The organism is Paenibacillus beijingensis (assembly GCF_000961095.1).
Taxonomy (GTDB): domain Bacteria; phylum Bacillota; class Bacilli; order Paenibacillales; family Paenibacillaceae; genus Paenibacillus_O; species Paenibacillus_O beijingensis.
In genome coordinates, this window is sequence record NZ_CP011058.1 from 5,076,312 (window position 1) to 5,100,252 (window position 23,941).

Annotated in this window: 20 protein-coding genes and 1 pseudogene; 1 reads left to right on the top strand and 20 read right to left on the bottom strand. The window is 53.5% G+C overall.

Going from position 1 to position 23,941, the window contains the following annotated elements; genetic code table 11:
* Window positions 1-40: 40 nt before the first annotated feature.
* Together VN24_RS22945 and VN24_RS22950 are read right to left on the bottom strand one after the other, a co-directional pair.
* On the bottom strand, window positions 41-1,300 hold the full coding sequence (locus VN24_RS22945) for an ABC transporter substrate-binding protein (RefSeq protein ID WP_052703104.1): 1,260 nt from the start codon (window positions 1,298-1,300) through the stop codon (window positions 41-43).
* 19 nt (window positions 1,301-1,319) lie between these two features.
* Window positions 1,320-2,441, bottom strand: coding sequence for an ROK family transcriptional regulator (locus tag VN24_RS22950; protein ID WP_045672320.1), 1,122 nt, complete (start codon window positions 2,439-2,441; stop codon window positions 1,320-1,322).
* Window positions 2,442-2,915: 474 nt separating this feature from the next.
* Here VN24_RS22950 and VN24_RS22955 point away from each other — a divergent pair, with 474 nt between their 5' ends.
* Window positions 2,916-4,025 (top strand): Gfo/Idh/MocA family protein, encoded by a 1,110-nt coding sequence (locus VN24_RS22955; RefSeq protein WP_045672321.1) that lies wholly within the window; start codon window positions 2,916-2,918, stop codon window positions 4,023-4,025.
* 283 nt (window positions 4,026-4,308) lie between these two features.
* On the opposite strand, the gene VN24_RS22960 is transcribed toward VN24_RS22955, so the two are convergent.
* The 18 genes and pseudogenes from VN24_RS22960 to VN24_RS23045 all read right to left on the bottom strand — a co-directional run bounded on the left by VN24_RS22960 (window position 4,309) and on the right by VN24_RS23045 (window position 23,796).
* Window positions 4,309-5,415: an extracellular solute-binding protein gene (locus tag VN24_RS22960; RefSeq protein ID WP_045672322.1), complete on the bottom strand. Its 1,107-nt coding sequence runs from the start codon at window positions 5,413-5,415 to the stop codon at window positions 4,309-4,311.
* 6 nt (window positions 5,416-5,421) lie between these two features.
* Window positions 5,422-7,221 (bottom strand): RNA polymerase sigma factor, encoded by a 1,800-nt coding sequence (locus VN24_RS22965; protein ID WP_045672323.1) that lies wholly within the window; start codon window positions 7,219-7,221, stop codon window positions 5,422-5,424.
* A gap of 322 nt (window positions 7,222-7,543) precedes the next feature.
* Window positions 7,544-8,677, bottom strand: a complete 1,134-nt coding sequence (locus tag VN24_RS22970) for a bifunctional cystathionine gamma-lyase/homocysteine desulfhydrase (protein WP_045672324.1) — start codon at window positions 8,675-8,677, stop codon at window positions 7,544-7,546.
* Window positions 8,674-9,602 (bottom strand): annotated as a pseudogene (locus tag VN24_RS22975) (PLP-dependent cysteine synthase family protein). The gene VN24_RS22970 and the pseudogene VN24_RS22975 overlap by 4 nt, the downstream one beginning before the upstream one ends.
* A gap of 17 nt (window positions 9,603-9,619) precedes the next feature.
* A complete protein-coding gene (locus VN24_RS22980; RefSeq protein ID WP_045672325.1) occupies window positions 9,620-10,270 on the bottom strand; it encodes a class I SAM-dependent DNA methyltransferase in 651 nt (216 codons plus the stop codon).
* Window positions 10,271-10,565: 295 nt separating this feature from the next.
* Window positions 10,566-11,468: an aminoglycoside phosphotransferase family protein gene (locus VN24_RS22985; RefSeq protein ID WP_045672326.1), complete on the bottom strand. Its 903-nt coding sequence runs from the start codon at window positions 11,466-11,468 to the stop codon at window positions 10,566-10,568.
* A gap of 170 nt (window positions 11,469-11,638) precedes the next feature.
* Window positions 11,639-12,787, bottom strand: coding sequence for an FMNH2-dependent alkanesulfonate monooxygenase (gene ssuD / locus VN24_RS22990; RefSeq protein ID WP_045672327.1), 1,149 nt, complete (start codon window positions 12,785-12,787; stop codon window positions 11,639-11,641).
* A gap of 84 nt (window positions 12,788-12,871) precedes the next feature.
* Window positions 12,872-13,861, bottom strand: a complete 990-nt coding sequence (locus VN24_RS22995; RefSeq protein WP_045672328.1) for an ABC transporter substrate-binding protein — start codon at window positions 13,859-13,861, stop codon at window positions 12,872-12,874.
* Between the two features lie 17 nt (window positions 13,862-13,878).
* A complete protein-coding gene (locus VN24_RS23000) occupies window positions 13,879-14,661 on the bottom strand; it encodes an ABC transporter permease (protein WP_045672329.1) in 783 nt (260 codons plus the stop codon).
* 18 nt (window positions 14,662-14,679) lie between these two features.
* Window positions 14,680-15,756 (bottom strand): ABC transporter substrate-binding protein, encoded by a 1,077-nt coding sequence (locus VN24_RS23005; protein WP_052703105.1) that lies wholly within the window; start codon window positions 15,754-15,756, stop codon window positions 14,680-14,682.
* A 42-nt stretch (window positions 15,757-15,798) separates the two neighbouring features.
* Window positions 15,799-16,359: a TlpA family protein disulfide reductase gene (locus tag VN24_RS23010; protein WP_045672330.1), complete on the bottom strand. Its 561-nt coding sequence runs from the start codon at window positions 16,357-16,359 to the stop codon at window positions 15,799-15,801.
* Between the two features lie 90 nt (window positions 16,360-16,449).
* On the bottom strand, window positions 16,450-17,154 hold the full coding sequence (locus VN24_RS23015) for a cytochrome c biogenesis CcdA family protein (RefSeq protein WP_052703106.1): 705 nt from the start codon (window positions 17,152-17,154) through the stop codon (window positions 16,450-16,452).
* Between the two features lie 2 nt (window positions 17,155-17,156).
* Window positions 17,157-17,801: a YcnI family copper-binding membrane protein gene (locus tag VN24_RS23020; RefSeq protein ID WP_045672331.1), complete on the bottom strand. Its 645-nt coding sequence runs from the start codon at window positions 17,799-17,801 to the stop codon at window positions 17,157-17,159.
* A 32-nt stretch (window positions 17,802-17,833) separates the two neighbouring features.
* Window positions 17,834-19,438, bottom strand: coding sequence for a copper resistance CopC/CopD family protein (locus VN24_RS23025; protein ID WP_045672332.1), 1,605 nt, complete (start codon window positions 19,436-19,438; stop codon window positions 17,834-17,836).
* Window positions 19,435-20,859 carry a 4-hydroxyphenylacetate 3-hydroxylase family protein gene (locus VN24_RS23030; protein ID WP_045672333.1) on the bottom strand — a complete coding sequence of 475 codons (1,425 nt, stop codon included), beginning with the start codon at window positions 20,857-20,859 and terminating at the stop codon, window positions 19,435-19,437. Before VN24_RS23030 ends, VN24_RS23025 begins: the two co-directional genes overlap by 4 nt.
* Window positions 20,822-21,706, bottom strand: a complete 885-nt coding sequence (locus VN24_RS23035) for an ABC transporter ATP-binding protein (RefSeq protein WP_082084072.1) — start codon at window positions 21,704-21,706, stop codon at window positions 20,822-20,824. Before VN24_RS23035 ends, VN24_RS23030 begins: the two co-directional genes overlap by 38 nt.
* A gap of 15 nt (window positions 21,707-21,721) precedes the next feature.
* Window positions 21,722-22,951, bottom strand: a complete 1,230-nt coding sequence (locus tag VN24_RS23040) for a 4-hydroxyphenylacetate 3-hydroxylase C-terminal domain-containing protein (RefSeq protein ID WP_045672334.1) — start codon at window positions 22,949-22,951, stop codon at window positions 21,722-21,724.
* A gap of 350 nt (window positions 22,952-23,301) precedes the next feature.
* The gene (locus VN24_RS23045; RefSeq protein WP_045672335.1) at window positions 23,302-23,796 is read right to left on the bottom strand and encodes a YbaK/EbsC family protein; all 495 of its coding nucleotides are present in this window, start codon (window positions 23,794-23,796) and stop codon (window positions 23,302-23,304) included.
* Window positions 23,797-23,941 lie beyond the last annotated feature (145 nt).

Sequence of the window (23,941 nt, forward strand, 5' to 3'; positions counted from 1 at the left end):
TTTGTAAAAAAATTTAAAGGGGGGAAAGCCCCCCTTCGGATTATTCAGCCATTTTGAGCGCTTTCTCCTGCAGCCCGTTCATTGCCTGGTCCGGCGTAATTTCGCCGAGCAGCGCCTTGCTTACCGCAACTTGCATTTCTGTCGACAACTCTCCGTACCAAGGTACTTGCGGGCGGTTCACCAGATATTTATACTGCTCCTTCGAAACGTTCACCAAGTCGGGATTCGTCGCAATAACGTCTTGGTCTTCGAAAAGCGATTTCCAGATCGGAAGCGCGTCTTTGGCGTATTTCTTCTGGAAATCCTTCGATGCCATGAACTGAATGAATTTCCACGCTTCTTCGGGATGCTTGCTCCCTTTCGGTATCGAAAGACCCATCCCGCCGTTAGTCGCCGCGCTTACGGCTTGGGGAGTTCCAGGATCTAAAGCGATGCCCACTTTGCCTGCCACCTGCGATTCTTTCGGATCGTTCGCCAGATTGAACATATATGTCCAGTTAAGAGCAAAAGCCGCTTTGCCGCTCGAGAATGTGCCTCTTACGTCTTCCTCCAGAAATTCCCTGGAATTCGGATTGCTCAGGCCTTCCGTCAATGAATCAACCATGAACTTGAGCGCGTTGATATTGGCCGGATCGTTCAGATTCGGCTGCCCGTCCTTGATCATATGACCGCCGAAGGACTCGGAGATCGAAGTATAGTCAACCGCCAGCGCCTCGGCTTGTTTCCAGGACCATACGAGCGGGTATTCTACGATCTTTTTCTCTTTCAGAATTCGAGACGCTTCGAGGACCTCGTCCCATGTGGCTGGGACTTTAGTAATGCCGGCTTGTGCCAGCATGTCTTTGTTGTAAAACAAATATTTCGTATCGTTCAGCCACGGCATGCCGTACAGCTTGTTCTCGTATTCCACGGCGCTGAGTGCACCTTCGAAAATATCCTGGCGTTCGGTGTCGGAGAGCTTGTCAGTGACATCCTGCAGAATGCCCGCTTTAACGAATTTGGGGGTCCAAGGAGCGTCAATTAACGCCACATCGTAATTTCCGTTGGAAGTCAAAATCTTCGTCTCCAACGATTCATAAGGCACAAACGTATTTTCCACCTTAATATTGGGGTTCTGAGCCATGAATTCTTTGGTCGCTTCGTTGACGGCATCCTCGCTGTATCCGGCCTGCTTCATGAAAATCGTATTCAGGGTAACCGTCTTGCCGGCACTGCCGGCTTCTTCATTCTTGGAGCCGCAAGCAGACAGCAAGCCTGCAACAAGCACCGATGCCAACGTGATTCCAACTATTTTTCTCATGAAACCCACCATCCTTCGTCTACTTATCTTGTATTTGTTGAAAAGCATAAGCGATAGCGCCGATTGCGCCCGCATCTCCCCCAAGCCGGGCAAGCTCAATGTCTGTCCGGTTAGGCGAGGATTCGCTTACTCTTTTCTTGATACCGTCGATAACGGAGCCTAACGATTCCGAAACGCCGCCGCCGATGATGACCTTCTCAGGGTTTAATAAGCTGGCGATGTTGGCGATTGCGGCAGACATCTCGATTACGAAATCCTTCACCCAAGCCTCCGCTTTCGGATCGCCTTGTACGGATCGCTCGAAAAGCTCTTCCGCGGAATATCCGCTCTTCCCAAGCGCCGTGCCCGATGTTTTGTTCTCGAAGGTGCCGAATTCATCGGGGCGGTTGACCACCCGGTTGCGGATTTCTTCCGGCGTAATGAAATAGCCGATTTCTCCTGCGGTGGAGCTATGACCTTCAATGAGCTCCCCTTTGGCAATAATCGCGCTTCCCACGCCAGTTCCGATCGCAATAAATACAACGTCGTCGGCATTGTCTCCCGAGCCCCGCCATCTTTCCCCCAATGCCGCGCAGTTGACGTCATTGTTGAAAAACACCGGAAACTGAAAGTGAGGATCAAACTCTTTTTTGACATTGACATTCTTCAGTCCGAGCGCCGGCGCGTCAATTAATATTCCCGTGTGTTTGTCGAATGTGCCCGGAATCCCGATCCCCATCGCAATGATTTGTTCCAGGTTGATGCCGGAATTGCGGATACATTCCTGAATCATTGCAATGATCCCGCCTAATTCATTGACGGTGGATTGCTTTTCTTTGTACACGACATTGCCGTCAAGATCGGTAATTACCATTAGAATCTTCGTTCCGCCAATATCCACGCCGACGCCGTAAGCCGAAGCCGGATTGAAACCGAGTTTCATCCCCCGCCGGCCGCCTTCTCTGGTGGAATCGCCAAAGCCAAGTTCACTGACGAACTTTTTTTCAATCAGATCATCAATGATTATCGACACGGTTGAGCGGCTGAGATTTAATTTCTTGGCAATTTCCGCCCGCGTAATCGGCTGATGCTCGCGAATCTGCTCCAGAACCAAAGAACGGTTTAGATTTTTGATCGATTCGAGGCTCCCTGTTTTTTTCATCTCGTCTTCCCCGTCCTGTTTGTTTGTTCGCAGTCAAAACTAACTTGGATACATCATATTTTAATTCCCCGCTGATGTCAACAATGATTTCTTATAATGTCAGAATAACTTCCATGTAAGCGTATAAAAGGCAGTTTCCTATTCTCAAGAATTCCGGCTTTTGTGTCTAGGCTTCGATTAGGTATGGGCAGCATGTTAGAAGTCGATTTCAGAAAGTGTATGAAGTGATGTTTTTGTCCCTTTTCGGGTAACAATTTAAGTTCTTTTTTTAGAACGATGTCACAAAAAGAAGCCCCTATCTGTCATTCTACTTCCACTTTGTTGTTCATGAGCATCCTCCTATTCACTTCTAAGTTTGTTGCGAACCTAAAAGTACCTACTTACTAAATATTAGTTCTTGTATTATTGTATGTATAGACCACATAGATAAGGATTTCCAATTCTTAAAGGCGAAACCGTAAGGAGGTTTTCAGCATGAAGCAAAATAAAATAGGCGTTGGGATCATCGGAGCCAGTTCAGATGGAAGTTGGGGAGGAATCGCGCATCTTCCGGCGTTACAAGCATTGTCCAATTTCAGAGTGACTGCCGTTAGTACGACCCGTCAGGCGAGTGCCGCCGAAACGGCGAGTCGCTTTGGAATTCCTCATGCCTTTACCGACCCGTATGAACTCGCTTTGCATCCTGACGTAGACCTGGTCACCGTTGCAGTCAAAGTTCCCGAGCATGACAAATTGGTGCGTACGGCTTTAAAGGCCGGGAAACACGTTTACTGTGAATACCCTCTTGGACGGACAACCGAAGAAGCAACCGGTTTGCTTCAAGCGGCAGAGGAAAAGGGAGTGCGCCATTTTGTTGGCCTGCAGGCTCGCACAAACCCGGCTCTTACTTATGTCAAGGACCTGATAGCTGGCGGTTATATCGGGAATGTGCGGGCTGTCCATTGCAACTACGCGCTGCCGGTTTACTCAACCCGCTCCAAACAGATCAATCAATCCCGTGTATATCTTTTGGATGAAGCAAATGGAGCCAACCAACTGACCATAACCGCAGGACATCTTCTCGATGGCATCACTTATCTGGTTGGATCATTCTCCGAGGTATCTGCCATCTTGGAAACGCAGGCCAAACAAGTCAAAGTTGTTGAAACAGATGAAGTCATTCAGGCGACCTCACCCGATCATGTAATCGTGAACGGAATCTTAGCAAACGGCGCAATCATGAGCACTCATATCCGCAATACCCATATCGGAAGTCTATCATTAGAAATCAATGGAACGGAAGGAGATTTACGGTTACAGTCCAAAGAAAACTTCATGTTTCAAATCGATTCCTTTGTCGTAAAGGGAGCGCAAGGAAGCAACAAAAAAGTTGAAGAATTGCCGATCCCGCCCCAATATAATCGTTTGCCTTCTGAGCTGAATGGTGGCCCTGCATTCAATGTGGCCCAGCTTTATTCGCAAATTTATACCGATCTGCTGGAGAACACGCATCAGGCTCCTGACTTTCGTACGGCTGAAGCCGTTCACGAATTACTGGATAAGATACGTATAGCGGCGAAAACAGGGTTGCGGCAAAAAGTGTAAACTTGAATAGACGATATGTGTTCGCACGTGCATCGCTCTGCACATTCAGGTATCATCCCTGCCCGGGAAACCGCTACGTCTTTTATATAAAGAAGAAAAAGACCATGCTGGGGTGCTTCCCCTCATGGTCTTTGCTACTATCGCGGTGCTTCCGCTTCGTAATATTTTTTGCAGGCTAGTATCTGCAGGAGTACAGGGGCTTGGGTGTGTATGACTCTCGAAACTCTTTCTCTTTTGCTCATTATATTCTACGGCAAGCAGAGTTGACATAAGTTTCGCCCATTTACGCATACCTCGCCCAGGAACGCAGCGTTTGCGCCACGTCGGCCCCTTCCAAAATCATCTTGTTTATATCATCATTGATCAGCTGCCGGGAGGCGTTCCACTTCTTGCTCAGAAAGAATCCGCTAATCTGGACATTGTCGAGCTCCTTTAAGTAACGGGACCAAATCCGGTGCTTCATAAGCCCCCTTTGCTCCGCTTGCGACTTCGAAGCCGGCGGCATCCACGAATGACGCTCCAGAAGGTAATGGCGCAAAAACTCCCATGCGAGACGCGGATTCGCCGATTTCGTCGTTACCCCCGCTCCGCCCATATAGATCATATTAGCTTCTTCTCCGCCCGGCAGCGACGGCAGACCTACAATTTCATACCGATCATCCGACTTACAATAAGTATCCCATACAAAGCAGAACGTCATGGCGCTCTCATCATGCTGGCGCTCCGCATTGGAGCTTTCTCCCGGCTTCCGAATAATGCCGTGTACCCGGTACGCATCGATGATTTTGCGGAATGCTTCAATGGTAGCGGGGCTATCCGCATATCCTCTGGACGTCGAGCCGTCGGGGGATAAGTATCTTCCTCCATTGCGCATTACAAAAGGCTCGAACCACTCGATATCGACGCCAAGCCCGAAGCCGAACTGACTCGCGATCCCTTGTCCGTCGCGGATCGTCAGCCGCTTCGCCAGTTCAACCATATCATCCCAGGTCCAATCTTCCGTCGGATAGGGCAGCCCTGCACGGTCGAACATCTCTTTGTTGAACATGATGAGCGGCGGACTGATCTCAATCGGCAGTGCGGGCAGCGTTCCGCCATGTCTCGCAATACGAAGCAGACCCGGAAATATATCCTCTTCCAGGCCTTCGCTTTCAGCAACGAACGGGTTCAAATCGATAAAGATGCCGTCCGGGTTTCCGACCGGGAATCCGCCTGTTTCGATAATATCGGGCGCATGTCCGGACTTGAATGCCTGCATCATTTCAAAATAATCTTTGCACTGCTCGATCACAACCCGAACGCCTGCGTTCTCCCGTTCGAACGATTCCTTCGCGGCCATCACCTCATTCATGTTGTATGTAATTTGCGTTAAAAATCGAATTTCGGTCATTGCAGCTTACTCCCCTTCTCCAATGAATGTAAGCGCTTGTTCTAAATAGGCTACAGCGAACGTTTCAAACTCTTTTGCTTGCTCCAAATATGCGGCACATCTCTCGATGATTTCTGGCAGAAGCATCTCGTAAGTACGAATAAACGGTACAATCGAGCTCAGCTTCTCCATCGCTGACGCCGCTTGTTCATACGCATCCGCAGCGAGCAGCGTCAGCCGCATTGCTTCCCCTTCGAATAAGACTCCGCGTAAAAAAAGCGACGCACAGCGTTTCGTTTCGGCATAAACGAAAGCCAAATGTCCCATTCCATACCGGTTCGGAACGACGTGACTGCTCCGAAGATGGCCGATCCAACGGTCGTATGCCGCAAGTCCGCTTGTATACTGCAGGTAGCTGGTCTTCGGACGATAATCGCAGCCATGCCTTGCGTAATGGACAGCGAAACAGACGGTCTGTTCCGCTTGATGCCGGAGCCCCGATTCCCTTGTTGGCTGCACTTCCTTTCTCGTTGTGAGAGCGCCGTCAATGCCGGCGGCAAAACGAACCGGATTGTCCGTTACGTCGTCGTACGAAAGCGTTTTACCCTCGGGATACATCGGATCGGTCAAGTAAACGATCCGCCGTTCATCGTCGTACCCGTAAATGACCGACCACTCGTGGACATAAGGCTTTGCAGCATAAGTGTCGAAATATAACACCGGCTTTCCAAGATCGATATACTTGTGAATGAAAGGCAGCACTGCTTCTTCGATCGGCAGAACGACCGGAAACCGCTCTACTGCGCCAAGCAGCGGGATTGGCGAATCCACGAGCTGCCCGCAGAGTATTGTAACGTTGTAGCCAAGCTCCTCCATGACCGTCTGGAGCGTCAGCCTCCAGTCAAACATGTACATGCCGTCGGCAAATGTCGTTCGGTCCGATATCTTCATACGAAATGCAAAGCCGGAGATTCCCATCAACTCTGCCGTCTCGCGATAATCCCCGATCGCAGCCAGCATGATCCCGATACTGTTCACGAAAGTTGTTGCGACTGAAGAGTGCTCCGGCCGGTCCGGCAGCTGCAGCATTTTACTTCGGGTCAATCCGCCCCCTCCCTTCTTCGGTATAAGACCAAGAGAGACGCAGATATGCTCCTTACGGAGCTTCTGGCGGGAGCGATGAAGGGTCGTATAAATGGAACCGGTTGTCATTCGGTACATGGACGCGATTTCCTCAGGACTCAGCTGCTGGAAAAAATAAGCTCTGAATATGGCCCGCTCTTTGGGCGCCAGGCAATGAAGAAGCCCGTGGATCGTTTCGTACATTTCTTTGCGCAGCAGGTTTTCCGCCGGATCCTGATTCCTTGCTGCAGCATCGGCCGCATGGCGGGCAAGATGATACAGGATGCTGTCCAGATCCTCCCAGTCGACCCGGGACCAGTCATTATCGACGGCTCCCATGGACGCGAACGGCCTTTCCTTCCGGTGCGGGCCGCCGCGGCGCATGCGCATATTCACCTGATTGCGTACGATGCGGTGGAACCACGGGAGGAACCGGCTTGTATCTGCAAGCGAGCCCAGATGCATAAACGCCCGAATGATCGCATCCTGCACGACATCGTCGGCCATATGCGGATCTCTCGTCATCCGCTCGGCTAAGCTTCGCGCCTTGCTCCGGTGCTGCTCGATCAGCTGGCCGAATGCCTCGGTATCCCCCATCTGCGCCCGCTCGACCAATGATCGGATTTGTTCTGTCTGCACGCCCCTGTCCCGTTCATCTTTGATCATGCCCGCTTCTTTTTGCGCTTCCATTCTCATGTTTCCCATGCCATCCTCCTGCGTCTCTTTCAGCCTCACTAAGGTAGATGCCGCCGGCCGACCGGTTTTGAACAATTATTGAATAAAAATTTCTCCATAATTTAAAATTTTCCTTTTAACGGAATTGAAAAGGCTTACCCGTTATCCAGGAGCATGAAAATGTCACAGTCTTCCGAATCGTCGTGCCGATTGTCAGTTGTCGGGAAAGAGCCTGCCATAACCGCCATAAAATAAAAAAAGCCGCGATCAACGCAGCTTTTCGTTCATTCCAGGCGCTTATAGTCAGGCTTTTCTAGGCCCTATGTCAGGCTATTCTAGACTAGAAGTCAAGCTACTCCAAACTCTTAGTCAGGTCTTCAATCAAATCTTCGCTGTCTTCAATGCCGACGGAAATCCGGATCAATCCGTCCGTAATACCGAGCTCCTCCCGCCGCTCGCGCGGGATCGACGCATGAGTCATTTTGGCCGGAACGGAGATCAGGCTCTCTACGGCTCCCAGACTTTCCGCAAGGGTAAAATAGTTCACCTTCCGCAGCACATCGGACGCTTTCTCCGCGCTGCCGACATCAAACGAGATCATGCCGCCGAAGCCGCGCGCCTGGCGCCTCGCGACCGCGTGCCCGGGATGGCTCGCCAGGCCCGGATAATAAATGCGGTGCACCGCCGGATGCCCCGACAAAAACGAGGCGACATCGCGGGCGTTCCGCTCATGCGCTTCCATGCGCAGCCCCAGCGTCTTCAAGCCGCGGATGAGCAGCCATGAATCATGGGGACCGAGCACCCCGCCCGTCGCGTTCTGGATAAAATGCAGCTCCTCGCCCAGCTTGCCGCTGTTCACGACGGCGAGTCCGGCGACAACATCGCTGTGTCCTCCGATATATTTTGTGGCCGAATGCAGCACAATGTCCGCCCCGAGCGCGATCGGCGTCTGCCAATACGGCGTGCTGAACGTGTTGTCGACGATCAGCAGCAAATTCCGCGATTTCGCCCATTTGGCGGCTTCCGCAATGTCGGTCACCTTGAGCAGCGGGTTGGTCGGCGTCTCCACGAACAGAGCCTTCGAATTCGGCCGGACCGCCCGATCCGCTTCGTCCAAATCGGTCGTATCGACAAAAGTCGATTCAATGCCGAGACGGCTCAGCACTTTGGTGGCAATCCGATACGTTCCGCCATAAACGTCGTCATTCAGAATAATGTGGTCGCCGGCATTGAACAGCGACATGACAGCCGTAATGGCCGCCATTCCCGAACCGAAAGCAAAACCTCTTTCCCCTTCCTCCAAATCTTTGATCAGCTCTTCAAGGGCGTGCCGCGTCGGGTTTCCCGTCCGGGAGTACTCATACCCTTTGTGCACGCCGATATCCTCCTGCTTGTAAGTGCTGGCCTGATAGATCGGAATGCTAACCGCTCCCGTATGCGAATCGCCGGGAATGCCGCCGTGGATCAGTTTCGTTTTTGGCTTCATATCGGCATGCTCCCCTCGTAAATATGTTTGCTCAAATAGCGCTCGCTGCTGTCCGGAAATACCGTCACGATGCGGCTTCCCGGGGCTGCCTTTTCCGCTTCGACCAATGCTGCATGCAATGCAGCCCCCGATGAACTTCCGACAAGCAGCCCTTCGAGCAGTGCAAGCTCCTTCACTCTGTCGAACGCATCTTCGTCCCGGATCGTATGGACGGCATCGAAATAAGCAACATCCATAAACGGCGCGAGCGTCTCCACGCCAATTCCTTCCGTCCTGTGGGAACCCGGCTCGCCTCCCCCAAGAATGGAGCCTTCCGGCTCGACAATGGCCGTTTTTAACCGCGGATTTCGCTCTTTCAAATACCGAGCCGTGCCCATGAACGTTCCGCCCGAGCCGGCGCCGGCGACAAACACGTCGATCTCCCCCTTCAGATCACGCCAAATTTCCGGTGCGAGCGTCTTATAATACGTTTCCGGATTGGCCGGATTGGAGAACTGTCCGGGGCTGAAAGAGCCGGGGATTTCTTTCACCAGCTGCTCGGCCTTACGGATCGCGCCGGTCATCCCCTCCTCTGATGGAGTATTGACGATTCTAGCTCCAAGCGCCTTCATCAGCTGCTGCTTCTCCATACTGAACTTCTCGGGAACGACAAAAATGACGGTGACTCCCCGCCCGATCGCAGCCAAGGCCAGTCCGATTCCCGTATTCCCCGCAGTCGGTTCGATCAGTGTGCCTCCCGGCCGCAGTTGCCCGCTGGCAAAAGCGCTGTCCAGCAGCTGCAGCCCGAGCCTGTCTTTTACGCTTCCCCCGGATTCATGAACTCCAGCTTGGCGAACAGCCGGACGCCTTCGGGAAGCGGGAAGCTTGTAAGCTCCACAAGCGGCGTATTCCCGACAACTTCATGAACGCTGCGATATATCGCCATCTGTGAAACACCCCCTTCTAACTCTGTGTGTGTCCTTTCGCCGCTTCCATCAGCCAGACGTACCGGTTTAGCTTTCCGAACGAAACCGAGAAGCCATGACGGTTAAACATTGATTTCAATCGATCAAGCGTCGTGGAATATTCGGTCTGCAGATCTTGAAGTAAGTCGAAGTGCCCCTTTTCCGCGATATATGCTTCGGTCTTTTCGCGGTCCTGCTCATCGCGAAACGCAATATCGGCGAAGACGATTTTTCCGCCTTTCCCGAGCAGCGTGCTGTAGATGGACAGCGCTTGTTCCTTCTCTTCATCCGTCAAATGGTGGAAGGCATACGTGCTTACGATGCTATTTACTTGCTCGGGTATTGGAGGAAAATGAAGAAAATCCCCGTCCAGCAGCACAAAGTCGAGGTTTCGTTTCTGAATCTGAGCGCGCATCCCTTGCGATGGCTCGACACCGTACACTTTCAGGCCCCGCCGCAGCAGCTGCTCCGACAGGTTGCCCGTACCGGCGCCAAATTCGACAACTGTTCCGAAACTGCGTGAAGCTACTGCCTCAAGGATGTCACCGTAATGTTCAAATACTTCTCTGTATTGTTCGTCATGGCCCGAAACCGTCCGGTCGTACTCTTCGGACCATTGATCGAACAAGCTCACGAATTCTCTTCCCATCGTTCTTGCAGACCCCTTTCGAGGATTTTTTAAGCAGACTATTTCAATCGGATTATATATTTATGTTATGCGCTTTGACCTGCTTTTTGTGTCTGAAATTCGGTACTTTTTCGCAGCGTAGGAAAAAGAGTCTTATCCTTGAGGCTGATGGAGAATAGGTATCCTTACAACAAAAAAAGCCGCAACTAAGCAGTTTAATTTTAAGGTAACTCAAACAACAAAGGGCCGCCAAATGGCAGCCCTTCGAACACTTTTGTATTACTTCATCACAGCTCATCAACTGTACTTCTCAGCTTCAGGAGAGCAAATCATGGATGTCAATAGCTGTGCGGAGCGCGTTATCGAAGCCTGGACTGCTGCCCTCGAGATGCCACCAGGCGGAAAGCACCGCGTGACAGAAGGTCCATGCTATGATTCTGCTCTTATTGAGCTGCAATTCCTTCTCAAACTGATTGATTCGACGTTCGATGATTTCTCCGTCATTTTTCCCAGGCAAGTTGTTCAACAAAAACTGGATCACGCCATACTCTGCTTCACCGATCAATCCTTTCGGATCGATTGCGAGCCATGGCTCCCGTTCCGCCGAAAGAATGTTGCCGTGATGCAGATCGCCATGAAGGAGCAGCTTGTTCTGTACCGTTCCGTTCAGCATGGCGTATAAACGCTCAGCCTTTTCTACGATCCACTCCGGAAAAGGACCCGTCCCTCCATCATATCGTTGACGAAGCTTATTCAACCCATTTGCCCAGTCTGACGTGGATGGAAATATGGCTTGCGACGGTGCAGGTCTTGCAATTTTCCGCATGACACTTGCCGCAATCCTTACCGCTTCCTCGTCATCCGGGATACTGTGAAGGGTCCGTCCCGGCTTCAGCCGCTCAAGAAGTAAAATGCCTCTCACATGATCTGAGTCGAGAAGCCGCACAGCCCCCTCTCCCTTATACGTGAGGAGCGTTTCGATTTCCGAGCGCATTTCGTTGCCAGGAACGCCTAATTTCAGTACTGCTTCGGTTCCATTCGGGAAAACAACCGGTGTGACAAAGTGATATGAAGGCGCATAAGGAGTTAAAAACCGGATTTCCCATTTATTTTCGCAGTAGCGGACCAGTTCTGCGAAATTATCAATCCACTCCCTGCCTTGTTCCTGATGAACACCGATTATCGTTTGTTTCAGCTCTTCGGTAAGCGTCGGTTTCATGGGACTACCCCCTCTGATGAGGTTCAATAATGAAATATACAAAAAAATGGATGATCAGAAGACCATCCATTTTTTTCGGAATAATACTATAATATTAATTCATACGTTCACAATCTACAAGCTCCATAAAAGGATGTAATGCCCCAGCTGTTCCTCTAGTTCCCAGCCGATTACCGCTCGGCCGTTACCTTGCTCCGCGGCAGTTCGTTATTGGCGATGATTTCTCCGTAGGGACTGATGTAGCCCGGATTACCGGCAGAGCTTGCTCGGTTCAGCGGAAGCCGCGGAAAGAGCAGCTCAGCCGTTCGATAGGCTTCCTCCAAATGCGGATAACCCGAAAGAATAAACGTATCGATGCCGAGATCGGCGTACTCCTTGATCCGCTCTGATACATTATCCGGGTTGCCGACAAGCGCCGTCCCCGCCCCTCCGCGCACGAGCCCGATGCCCGCCCACAGATTAGGGGATATGACAAGCTTCGATCGGTCACCCTGGTGAAGCTGCGTCATCCGCTTCTGTCCTTCGGAGTCCATTCGCGCATAAATGCGCTGCGCGGCGGCAATCGTCTCGTCGTCCAAATGGGCGATCAACTCATCCGCCGCCCGCCACGCCTCCTCTTCGGTAGGCCTGACGATGACGTGCATCCGGATGCCGAATCGGAGCGTTCGGCCTTTGGCCGCCGCAAGCTTGCGCATCCGGTCGATCTTCTCCGCTACCTGATCCGGCGGCTCGCCCCAGGTGAGGTAGACGTCAACATGCTCGGCCGCCACTTTCATCGCCGCTTCCGACGAACCGCCGAAATAAAGCGGCGGATAAGGCTTCTGAATGGACGGATACAGCACTTTGCCGCCTTCCACACTTAGATGATCGCCGCGAAAATCGACTTCTTCTCCCGCCAGTTCTTTCCGCCAGATGTCCAGAAATTCGTCGGTCAGACCGTAACGCTCGTCATGGTTCAAAAAAAGTCCTTCGCCCGCCATTTCGACCGGATCGCCTCCGGTCACAACATTGATGAGCAGCCGCCCGCGTGAGAAGCGGTCGAGCGTCGATGACATTCGCGCCGCAAGCGTCGGCGACATTAGACCCGGCCGCACGGCGACGAGAAACTTCAGTTTTTCCGTTACCGGAACAAGAGTGGAAGCGACCACCCAGGCATCCTCGCACGATTTCCCCGTCGGGAGAAGAACGCCCCCATATCCCAGCTCATCCGCAGCCTGAGCGATTTGCTTGCAGTAGGCGTAGCTGACCGAACGGGCGCCTTCTCTTGTTCCCAAATACCGGCCGTCCCCGTGAGTCGGAATAAACCAAAATATTTCCACTTAGATGCTCCCTTCCCTATTCATTATTGAGCGGTATAATACGAATGAAACGCCTCGACTCCTATCTCAGGCTCGGGACGCTTTTCATGGATCGGCCTGAAGCAGCAGATCCTTGACGAAAAATCGTTCCTTTCTTCCCGCAAGCTGGGCAAGCGTATCGACCAGCCGCTGTTCCTCTCGGGCGATTCCTTCCAGAAAAGGAGCCGTTCCATATGCTTTCCGTTCGAACAAGGCAAGCCATTCCAGATGCGACACATCCGTATTTGCGGCAAGCAGCTCGGCCGCGCTGTGAACGTCGTTTGTTATCCAATCGTCCAAGCTGGCGATTTCGGTTAATACGATGTCCAGCAGATCTCTTCGTTCCCGCACGTTCTCGGGCGTCGTCACATAGATTTCCCTTTGACCGATGTTGCCATTGCCATCTGCAACGATTCTTATGCCTGCCGGTTCGATCCGGCTCAGTTCCGGTTCGGCAACGACCCAAGCGTCCGCATCGCCGTTTTCGAACGAACGAGGCAGGTCGCCCGGTTGCATCTGTACGGAGGTCACGTCGGACAGCGACAAACCGGATTTATCCAACGTTTGAAGCAGCAGAAAATGCTCGTTTGACCAGGCTGTGTAGGCGACCTTCCTTCCTTTTAGATCCGCTGCTGCAACAATGTCCGAATCGAGCGGCACGACGACAGCATGCGCTTCCGGGTTGGCCGGCTCAGCCGCCAAATAAACGACCGGAGCGCTCTTGTTATGCAGGAATCCGGCAACCGAATCACCGACGCCGCCGATATCGGCGCTTCCTTCCTGAATCGCCTTAAATAAGGCGGCATCATCCGGAAAAGCGCGCCATTCCACTTTGACCGGATAGGACGAAAGCTTCCGCTCAAGCTCCCCTTTTACTTTTAGCGCCGACAGCGCACCGTTCGTCCTGTAACCGATAACCAGCTTACCGGTATTTAGCGGCAGCCTCTGGATGGTTTGTTCGCCCGGAACGCTGCCGGCACCGTTTCGTTCGCCGCAGCCGCTCAGTACGGCAACGATGAGGATGACAGCCAGAACGACTGCACGCCGGCTCTTCAAATAAGTTCCGACCTTTCTTACGCATTGTTCGACAACCCTTTGCGCCAGCGGGTAAACCGGCCCTCGATCAATGCCAGCAAATAATTGAGCAGCAAGCCTAAAAACGCAAGTAATATAATGCCGGCATACATATCCGGAATTTGGAACACTTCCTGCGAGTTTAAAATATAAAAGCCGAGGCCGGCCGACGAACCGATCATTTCAGCCGCAACGAGCGCGGTGATGCAATAAGCGCCGCCCAGCCGGATACCGGTAAAAATGCTCGGCGCGGCCGAAGGCAAAATGACTCTGAAAAAGATGAACAGCTGCGTCGCGCCCATTGATTTGGCCGAATCGATCAGAAGCTTGTCGACATGCTTTACCCCGCTGACCGTGTTCAGCAAGATCGGCCAAAACGACGCCCACAATATGATGGCTGTTTTGGAAGGTTCGCCGATTCCAAGGAACAAGATAAAGACCGGAAACAGGGCAAAAGCGGAAATTTGCCGAAACAGCTGCAGCAGCGGATCGAGAATGGATTCGAACCGTTTGAACCAGCCGAGCAGCAGTCCAAGCAGTGTTCCTGCAACGATGGCGAGCAGCAGCCCGGATAACGACCGCTGCAGGCTGGTCGTCACATGAATCCACAATGCTCCGCTCGAAACGAGCCTGCCGATAGATTCGACGACTTGGGAAGGCGGACTGAGGTACGCCTGATTGACGATGCCGAGCCTTGGAAGCAGCTCCCAGACCACGATGAAGAGCACAATCGCCAAGCTGCGGTCCGCAACGTTTTTTGCAAACTTGGTTTTCTTTTTCATGCGTGACGCCACCTTTATCTATGTGTTCGATGTGGCCGCAGCGTTTGCCGCGAACTCGTTAAACTCATTCGTGTACACATCTTTAATGTTTACTTTGCCTTTCGGAATTTTCCCTTCGCTCTCTAAAATATCAATGTAATATTGAATCGGCGGCTCGGTAACGACAAGGTCGTCAACGTATGCGAAGCGGTCAATATATTTCACGTCCATGTTCAGGCGCTTGGCAATGATTTCTCTTGCTTCATCCGGATTGTCGTTGACCCAGTTCGCCGTTTTGGCAATGGCGGTGACGAAATCTTTGACGGCCTGCGGATGCTCTCTCGCAAATTTGCCGTTTACGCTGTAAGGCGCCATTCCGCCGAGGCCGCCGTCCAGATCGTAGTCGCTCCACAATTTGACAAGCTTGTCGTTCAGCTCGGCTCTTCCCGAGAACGGAGCGTGAATGATCGCCAGATCGATGCCGCCCTGCTCCAGCGTCTGCTCCTGCTTGTCGTCAGGTACGACAAGGAATTTGATTTTGCTGACGTCCACTTTCTGCTCCCGGAACCACTTCTTGGACACGAATTCGGCGCACGCCCCGAAGCTATTGAAGCCGATCGTCTTCCCTTCCAGATCCTTCGCCGTCTTGACGCTGCCGTCGTTACGCGCGAAATATTTCATATGCGGCGCTTCCTGCAGCGTTTTTCCGCCGGCCGATACGACTTTGATATCCGCGCCGCTTGCGATCGCCGAAATGACGAGCGGTACCATCCGCGAGCCGAAGTCGATATCCCCGGTGCCGACGAGCGGAATGATTTGCGGAGCCGCCACTTTGCCGACATATTTCGGCTTTGTGCTCGTGCCCTCGAAATAGCCAAGCTGATCGGCAAGATAAACAAGATCGAAGCCGGGATTGTCCGGATATTTGAATTCGACGACTTCTGTCTTCGCTGCGTTCCCGGAAGCGGACTTCTGCTCGCCGGCTTCAGCATTCGGATTCGATTTGCCGGTGCTGCCGCAAGATGCGAGCAATGCTGCTGCGATGAGCAGCGACGCCGCCGTTACCAACGGTTTTTTCCATTTCGTTTTGACGATGACCGGTTTGATTATGTTCATGATTAACCTCTCCCCTAAATGTGGTATAAAACGTTAATCCCGTTAATCGTTCAATAAGGCAAGTATGCGTTCCAGCGTCTTCCGTTCCGTTTGGCCCGCGATCGTTTCAGTCAGCATTCCGTCTGCGCTGACGACAAGTGTCGTCGGATAGCTCGTGATTCCGTATCTAGCGGCAATCGAGCCGGATTCGTCAATCAGCACCGGAAAAGGCATGTTGAACCGGCGGGCAAAATCGGCGACGTCATCCAGACTTGTTTCCGTGTGCGTCAAATTGACGGCGAGTACGGCCAAATCGGGTTGGGCTTCGGCGAGCGAGATCAGTTCAGGCATTTCCAGCGAGCATGGCTTGCACCAGCTTGCCCAGAAATTGACCAGCACCGTCTTCCCCGCGAAATCCGACAGCTTGATGAGGTCCCCTTCCAGCGTCTGCAGTGCAAAATCGCCGGCGGAAGGCTCCGCTGACGCGCCGCCTTTGTTGGAAGGCCGCTCGGCGGTCAATGAAGCAGCAGTCTTCTCCTGCTCCACTTTACCCGAAGCGTATACATAGATTTGCCACCCTGCGAGCAGCAGCAGGATCAGTAGAGCAGGCACATGCTTTTTCATCGTATCCCCTCACAAAAAGAAGCGACTGATGCCGGATGTACATCACGCGATATTTAGTGAAAACTCAAGTCCCGGATGCTCGCGCCGGGCTTACAATACCCGGTTCAGCCATGCGCTCGCGAGCCCCCATTGACCGGTGACAAGCGCCGCACCGGCTACGATGAGTACAAACCCGTTTATCCGGGTAAACAGCGGGATATACCTATTAACGGACTTGACGGCCGCGAGCGAATAAGATAAAACAAGTGCAGCCGCCAGAAACGGAACGCCCATCCCAAGCGAATATACGGTCAAATAGCCGATGCCGTCCCGCATCGTTTCCGCCGCACCGGCCAGAAGCAGGATTGAAGCAAGCGGCAATCCTACGCAAGGCGTCCAACCGGCGGCAAAAGCGATGCCGGTCAAGAGTGAAGCCGTCATGCCTTTAGGCAGTCTGGCTACGGCGCCGCCGGTCAAGCTCCAGCCCGGCAACTTAAGATGCAGAAGTCCGGCCATATAGAGGCCGAATAAAACTATGATGAATCCGCTCGCTTGGCTGACGACGATCCGATGCGCGCCGAGCCACTGTCCGGCTAGTGTCGTGGACGCGCCAAGTGTCACGAAAACGATGCTGAAACCGGTAATAAAGCAGAGCGAACGGAGCAATAAAACGGCTTTTCCCGCTCCGATTTTACCGCCGCTTACAGCCGAACCGGTTAGGTGACTCAGAAAGGCCGGTACAAGCGGCAGTACGCAAGGAGACAAGAACGAAAACAGCCCCGCGGTAAAAGCCGCGATCCAAGTCAGCCGGTCCATCGCTATTGCGAAGCGGCCCGCTTGCTCTTGCGCAGCGAAAGCGAGAGGGCGATCAGGCCTGCCGCCAGCGCGGCAAGAGCAATAATAAAGGATGGAGAACGAAGCCAATCGTTCTCGTGAGCGGATGCAGACGTCTCTTCGTGCCCCGATGCAGCGCTGTGATGGTCTTCCGCTCCCGCTCCGCGGCCAGGTTGCACCTTTGTAACGGACGCTGGCTCTTCCGTGCCGGCAGCGCCGACCCATTCCACGACGGAGCCGTCCGCATAAGTCTGGTATGCCTTCCAGACGAGCTGCCCGGCATCGTCCGCGACCTTGCCTTGAAGATGAAACTCCTCGAACTCGCCGTCCGCAATGCCTTGCGCCTGTGCCGTCCAGGTAATGGCGGTATTGCCGCCTTCGGCGTCTTTGTCTAACGTATACGTCCATCCCGGAAGCGGCTTGACCCGGCTGATTGATACGCCCTCCGGAAATTTAACTTCCAATTTCGTCGTCGACGATTGTTTCTCTGTCGGTACCCTAACCGTGAACACCTCGTACGAACCCTGTTTTGTTTCGGCCGGCGTAACGCTGACGTGCGCGGATGCCGTGCCGGCTGAAAGGAGCAGCGCTCCCAACAGCAGCGGCAACATTTTCATGCTTTTTCTCATCGGTTTTCCCTCCCTTTCCGCTTGCTTGCCATCTATTTGCTCTCGCTATAGAACGTTTTGGACGTGAGCAGCTCGTCGTCGTTCTCGTCGCGCACCCGAATCTCAAGCTCCCACTTGCCGGAAAAGGGAAGGTATGCGCCTTCCGCGCTGTAATTGTAATTGTACAGACTAAGCGGGCTTCCGTTCGTTCCGACCTGCTGAAGCGGCACCTCGATCGGAGCAATATCCGGGTTATCCGTATAAGCGAGGCGAAGCGTTACTTTTTTCAAGTCCTTATCCCCGCTTCCGGTGCCTAAGGATACGTTAAACTGATTGACCGCACCCGGTTTGTTCGGCGTAACGATCGCCGCAATATGTACCCCCTTTACGTTCTCGTGCCAAAAGAGCGGGCCGGTTGCGGCAAGCGGGTTCAAATACGTGAACACGGCCGTTATGCACAGGATGACCGCAAACAAAGCAAGATCGAGCGTCAACCATCCCGTTAATTGCGGATAATGCCGGTTTTTGATCGTTCTCCTCAGCATCGCGCCCGTGCCGATCACAAGCAGAACGGCCGCCGCTTTGGCGAGCAGCAGCTTTCCCCACCACGTTTCAACCAGATGGCTGAATCCGTTCGAGTAAAGCAAGGCGTTAATGACACCGCTGCTCACGAGAATGACGATTGCCCAAAGGGCTGCCTTCGAGCAGTGCGGCAAATACGGCGCGACCTCCTCTCTTCTCCGCTTCCACCCGAACAGAGCGAAGACGAACAATACTCCCGCCCACACGCTTGCGGCCGCCATATGGATAACATCCAGCAGAGCCGTAACGGCCGGAACCGCATATCCCATCGCGTGACCGTTCAAGCTTTTGGCTCCGAGAAACAGAACGATCCAAGCCGCATCGAGCCACTTTCGGCGCCCTAGGGCGAGGAAGCCTGCTGCGGCAGCGAGAAAAGAGAGCAGATAGGAGATGCCGATCGAAGTTCCAAGCACAACCGCCGGCTGGTTCATCGAACCGAAGCCTTCGCCGAGCCGGGCGAAATCGCGCCAGCCCATCGTCGCTAACGCCGCGATGTAAACGGCAAGAAGCAAACGAAGCGTGAGCCTATAACGGCGCCGGTTGATTTCTGCCAGACCGGACGCATAAAGACGGATGCCCACCCATCCCGCGGTCGACAGCAGCGCGGTGTAATAAAAAAGACGAACCGCCCAGTAGCCTGCGTTTTGACTGATATCATGCTCCTCGTGCAGCTTCGACACCGACGTATAGCCCATACGGGGAGCGGTGTCCAGTCCGACGGTAAACACATATGAAGCCCGGACGGGGTGACCGTCCGCCGACAGGATGCGGTAAGTGACGGTATAGCTTCCTTCCGCTAACGCGGGAAGCGGCAGCCGGATTGTTCTTCGCTTGTCGTCCATCTCCGCTTGACGCTTCGTCACCGGCATGCCTTTGCCGTTATAGACCCCTATCGTGTACAGCTTGTTTTCCAGCCGCTCGTTAAAGGTCAGCTCCACCTGTTCGGGCGGCTTTGCCAGCCTGCTGTCCGGAGCGGGATATATGCCGGAAACTGTGGAATGGGCGGATGCTGGCGCTGCGGACAAGTAAAGTGCCGAGATGAGGGTAAGCAAGACCGCCGCGAACCATTTTCTCATCCGATCCTCTTCCCGACTTTGTCTAGAAGCGGCTGTTTGTCGTATTCCACATATTGCCCCGCATACGTGCGCACCGGATCGCCGGCGTAAAAACGCTCGTACAGCTCATGCCTTGCGCCGAGTCCGCTTCCAGTCAGTTCCCAGGCAAGCTTCAGCAGTTTCACCCGGTCCTCCGCGTTTCGGTCTGCGCCGCGGTACACATTTTGCAGCTGCGGTCCGAGCGGCCCGTTCAGCTCGGCCAGCGTCGAAGGCACCTGAAGCATTCCCGCGCCCGACAGCTGCTGCAAAATTTCCAATGCTCTCGGATAGTAGCGGTTGCCCAAATTTTTGGCGGTGAGAATCGGCTGCATTTCCGGCACCCAGACACCAAGCGGGTGCAGCTTCGACCGGTGCTCGGCGGACAACAGCAGCGCCTGGACCGATTCCAGCTGGAAATAGAGCTCGGCCAGCTTCTCCTGCACATGGGCGAACTTCGTAATGCCGATGGAAGCGGCAAGCTCCGTCCCGACTGCAGCCACAAACTCCAGCTTGCTGACGAGCCGCGCAATATTCTCGTGCAGACTGAGCGCGCTCACGAGCTGATCCGACCTTATTTTCCATATTGCATCCGGGTCATCCTTGATGAACACCCGCTCCCACGGAATGAGTGCATCGTCGAACACGAGAACGGCATCCATCTCGTCATAACGCGAGCTGAGCGGATGATCCTCCTGATTGTCGGAAGCAAACGATTCGCGGCAGATGAGATGAACCCCCGGATGGCTCGGGGAAATGGCGAACATGACGGCGTACCGCTGCTCCTCCTGCGTTTTTTTGCTATGCGGAGACACCATGATTTCGTCCATATACGGACCGCCGGTGGCGATCATTTTGGCTCCTCTTACAACAATGCCGTCTTCGGTCTCCCGCACGATCCGCAGCGCCGTGTACAATTCCCCGAGCTCGGAAGCCAGCTTGGTGCGGTCGATTTGCGGATCGTGACCGGCCGCCGTAATAAGCAGATCATTGTCCCTTAGATGGGTATAATAACGGGCAAGCTTCTCGGGAAAATGCGGCTGCTCGCTTCGGATCAGCTCTCTGTTTATGTACCATCCGGTTAACTGGGCGCGGTAAAATCCGCTGACCCGGCTCATAACGCCGAATGTCGCGTCCGACCAAATCCGATAGGAACGGCTCCGCCGGAAAATATCTTCCTTCTCCGTCGGGATCAGATAGGCGAGGTTTGCCCTCGCGCCGGTATTTGTCGTAAACGTAAGCTCCCGACTGGTGACAGGATCGTCCTGCAAATCCAGAATGCCCGCCACCGAACGGACCGTGCCGCGGAAAGCGGGATGGCTGGGCAAATCCGGCACGATCTCCCCGTTCAGCCAAACCCGTCTGCCATCATTTAGCCGCTTCAAATAGCGATCGCCTGCCGTCATGCTTTTCTTCCTCCTCCGGTTCCGCTTCAGGTACTGCCGTGTTAACTTGTTGGTGAAGCGTCTGCGACTGCTCCACTTCGTCCTTCAAAATGGACCACGCCCGTTGACGGAGCTTCACGAACGACTCGGAGTTGCGAATATCCGCGCTGCGCGGTCGCTCAAGCGGAATGTCGATGATTTCTTTAATTGTTCCCGGTCTGGCCGTCATAATCGCAACGCGGTCGGCGAGAAAGATTGCTTCATCCAAACTATGCGTAATGAAAATAATCGTCTTCTTGTGTGCATCCCAAATGCGAAGCAGCTCCGACTGTAAAATCTCCCGCGTCTGGGCGTCCAGCGCTGCGAACGGTTCATCCATTAGCAGCACATCAGGCTGATACGCGAGTGAACGGGCAATGGCCACGCGCTGACGCATACCGCCGGACAGCTCGTGAGGGTAACGGTTCGCAAACGACTGGAGGCCGACCAGCTGGATATATTCCAGTGCGATTTTCTTCCGCTCCTTCTTCGGGACGCCACGGATTTGCAGACCTACCTCGACGTTCTGCTGCACGGTCCGCCAAGGAAAGAGGGCGTACCCTTGAAATACGACGCCGTGCTTCCTGTTGACGCCATTCACCGGCTCGCCGTCCACCGTTATTTCCCCGCCCGTCTGACGGGACAGTCCCGCCAATATGTTCAAAAAGGTCGATTTGCCGCAGCCGCTTGGGCCAAGGATGGCCAGAAACTCGCCTTCCCTGACGTCGATGTTGAAATCGTTTAAGACGGAGATGTTCTCCTTCTTCCCTTCGTCGCTTCGTACCGTGTAATGCATTTCCACCTGACGTGCCGATATTTTTGTCGTCATCCTCAATCACAGCCTTTACACGAAAGTTTGTTCCTCCTGCGGAACGGTTTGCCCGGAAGAAGCGGCAGCCCAGAATTGTTCGTACCGTTTCCGCAGCCGATGTGTAGGATAGTGCAAGTAGAACGCCGCAGCTTGGCGAATCGGATCGCCGAACGCATACACCTCGTGCTGCTTCCGCCGGAATGCCGCCTCACTTCCGGCCAGCTTCAGCACCAGTTGCAGCAGCGTCTCCCGTTCACCCGAGCTTGAAAGAGCTGGAGAGTCTGCAATGACGCTCCCGGCAATTCGCTGTAAAACGTCTATGGCCCGCTTATAATACAACCCGCCAGCCTTTTTGGCGGCTGCCAGCGGGACGGAAGCCGGCAGTATAATTCCGTTGTCCCAGGTTGCGGCTCCGATTTCCGAGGCATGAAGTAGCGCCCGCAGCGTCTCCAGTTCTTGAATCAACTCTCCCAGGTCGCCTTGAATATGCAATTCCGTATGCAGTCCTTTATGTTCGGCCAATGCGAACGCGGTTCCGATGACAAGCTCCAGCGCTTCCAGCTGCCTCGCCACCCACTGATAATCCGCAAGCAATTGGGCGGACGGGTCGGTTAATAGCCGCGCTACCCCTTCCTTGCTCCGGAACACGATCACGCGCTCCCACGGTACAAATGTCGATTCAAACCACGCTGTCACTCCGGCAGTCAAACTCGGGTAAGATTGCAGCGTCAGACCATCGCTGCTTGCAGGCAGCAGCACAACCGTTGACGGCGCATCCTCGCCGCTCTCCTGCAGGAAAACAAGCAGTTCGTCCGCAAATAACGCTTCAGAACCGAAGGTCTGACGCCCCCGGATCGTAATTCCGCCGCCGGTTTCGGAGGAGATGACGGATGCATCCGGCTCCTTCGGATCGAGCGGCTTGACCGGGTGCAGGGAGGTGGTGATGATTTTTCCGCTGTTTTCGCTTTCCCGATAAAGCTTGGATAGATGCTCCGCCTGCTCCGGGAGCGCAGCCGGCGGCCCCCCTCCCCATTGGGCGTGCCAGCCAGCGAGCAGCGAGTGGGCATAATCCGCCAAACCATTCGCAAAGACGGAATCCCCTTCTTCAATTTCGTAAAAGCCGGACCGCTTCCGCCGCAGTTCCTCCAAAGTCCGTGGAAGCAGGTAAGCCTGCCGCCGTAGCGGATGCTTCGGATCGTTCAAAATGGGCTCCACTTTCCGCCATTCGGTACGGTAAGCTTCGTTTGACAATGCGTTTATCATTCCTTAACACCCTTCCTCGTCCAATCGCCTTGCATTCGCTAGCCCGATTGATGAGTCATGAAATGAATAAAGACCCCTGGCTTTACGCGCGTGTCGTAAAGCAGGAGTCTCCAATCAAATGGTCGACTTATATCTTATATTTCCAATTAAATTACTAGGTTTATTGGGTTGAATTGACTTTAACACGTCATTGCTTTGATTGTCAATCCAAAAAAGCAGCAAAATAGATGAGGGCAAACAACCATTCACATCGGTCACGACGTCAGCCATTCGCCATTGGGAAAAAGAAGATCAGCTGATAGAGCTTTGCAAGGTGTTGGAGCTCATGTGAGCAAATTAGTCCGTCGATGCTAGCCGACGGACTCTTCCAGCTGCCAGCCTTTGCAAACGTCCACCCATTCGACGGCACGGGCATACTGGTAGAGCTCGTCACATTGGAGCTCGATCGCAGAATTGCTGCTGCCGCAGGCAGGAAATACGGTTTCGAATCGCTGGAGCGAAATATCCATAAAGGTTTTAGCCCCATCCGGATTGGCAAAGGGACAGACCCCACCGACCGCGTGGCCGGTCAGACGGACGACCTCATCGTGGTTTAGCATCTTTGCTTTTACTCCAAAATGCCGTTTGAATTTGCCGCTGTCCACCTTCGCATCGCCGGCGGCCACGACCAGGATACAGGTGGCGTCCCCGTCGCTGTGGAAGGAAATGGTCTTGGCAATGCGGGCCGGCTCCACATTCAGAGCCTCAGCCGCCAGCTCAACCGTGGCACTGGAAACTGCGAACTCCTTTACGTCCTCTTCTCTGCCTAAGGCGGCAAAATATGCTTTTACTGTTTCGATTGACATGGCATATGCTTCCTTTTTTTGTTTTTTCCAATTATATCATTCTTGCAAATAAAAGGAACCCATGCTCCATATTTCCATGTTTTTTACGATTAAGCCGTCGTCCCCCCAAATTTGAATCCCTAATGCATCTTCTCTTGTCGGGTAC

Bases quoted from the DNA above. Each gene is read 5' to 3' on its own strand.
- VN24_RS22945 (WP_052703104.1), bottom strand. From the start codon at position 1,300: ATGAGAAAAATAGTTGGAATCACGTTGGCATCGGTGCTTGTTGCAGGC.
- VN24_RS22950 (WP_045672320.1), bottom strand. From the start codon at position 2,441: ATGAAAAAAACAGGGAGCCTCGAATCGATCAAAAATCTAAACCGTTCT.
- VN24_RS22955 (WP_045672321.1), top strand. From the start codon at position 2,916: ATGAAGCAAAATAAAATAGGCGTTGGGATCATCGGAGCCAGTTCAGAT.
- VN24_RS22960 (WP_045672322.1), bottom strand. From the start codon at position 5,415: ATGACCGAAATTCGATTTTTAACGCAAATTACATACAACATGAATGAG.
- VN24_RS22965 (WP_045672323.1), bottom strand. From the start codon at position 7,221: ATGGGAAACATGAGAATGGAAGCGCAAAAAGAAGCGGGCATGATCAAA.
- VN24_RS22970 (WP_045672324.1), bottom strand. From the start codon at position 8,677: ATGAAGCCAAAAACGAAACTGATCCACGGCGGCATTCCCGGCGATTCG.
- VN24_RS22980 (WP_045672325.1), bottom strand. From the start codon at position 10,270: ATGGGAAGAGAATTCGTGAGCTTGTTCGATCAATGGTCCGAAGAGTAC.
- VN24_RS22985 (WP_045672326.1), bottom strand. From the start codon at position 11,468: ATGAAACCGACGCTTACCGAAGAGCTGAAACAAACGATAATCGGTGTT.
- VN24_RS23000 (WP_045672329.1), bottom strand. From the start codon at position 14,661: ATGAAAAAGAAAACCAAGTTTGCAAAAAACGTTGCGGACCGCAGCTTG.
- VN24_RS23005 (WP_052703105.1), bottom strand. From the start codon at position 15,756: ATGAACATAATCAAACCGGTCATCGTCAAAACGAAATGGAAAAAACCG.
- VN24_RS23010 (WP_045672330.1), bottom strand. From the start codon at position 16,359: ATGAAAAAGCATGTGCCTGCTCTACTGATCCTGCTGCTGCTCGCAGGG.
- VN24_RS23015 (WP_052703106.1), bottom strand. From the start codon at position 17,154: ATGGACCGGCTGACTTGGATCGCGGCTTTTACCGCGGGGCTGTTTTCG.
- VN24_RS23020 (WP_045672331.1), bottom strand. From the start codon at position 17,801: ATGAGAAAAAGCATGAAAATGTTGCCGCTGCTGTTGGGAGCGCTGCTC.
- VN24_RS23025 (WP_045672332.1), bottom strand. From the start codon at position 19,438: ATGAGAAAATGGTTCGCGGCGGTCTTGCTTACCCTCATCTCGGCACTT.
- VN24_RS23030 (WP_045672333.1), bottom strand. From the start codon at position 20,859: ATGACGGCAGGCGATCGCTATTTGAAGCGGCTAAATGATGGCAGACGG.
- VN24_RS23035 (WP_082084072.1), bottom strand. From the start codon at position 21,706: ATGACGACAAAAATATCGGCACGTCAGGTGGAAATGCATTACACGGTA.
- VN24_RS23040 (WP_045672334.1), bottom strand. From the start codon at position 22,951: ATGATAAACGCATTGTCAAACGAAGCTTACCGTACCGAATGGCGGAAA.
- VN24_RS23045 (WP_045672335.1), bottom strand. From the start codon at position 23,796: ATGTCAATCGAAACAGTAAAAGCATATTTTGCCGCCTTAGGCAGAGAA.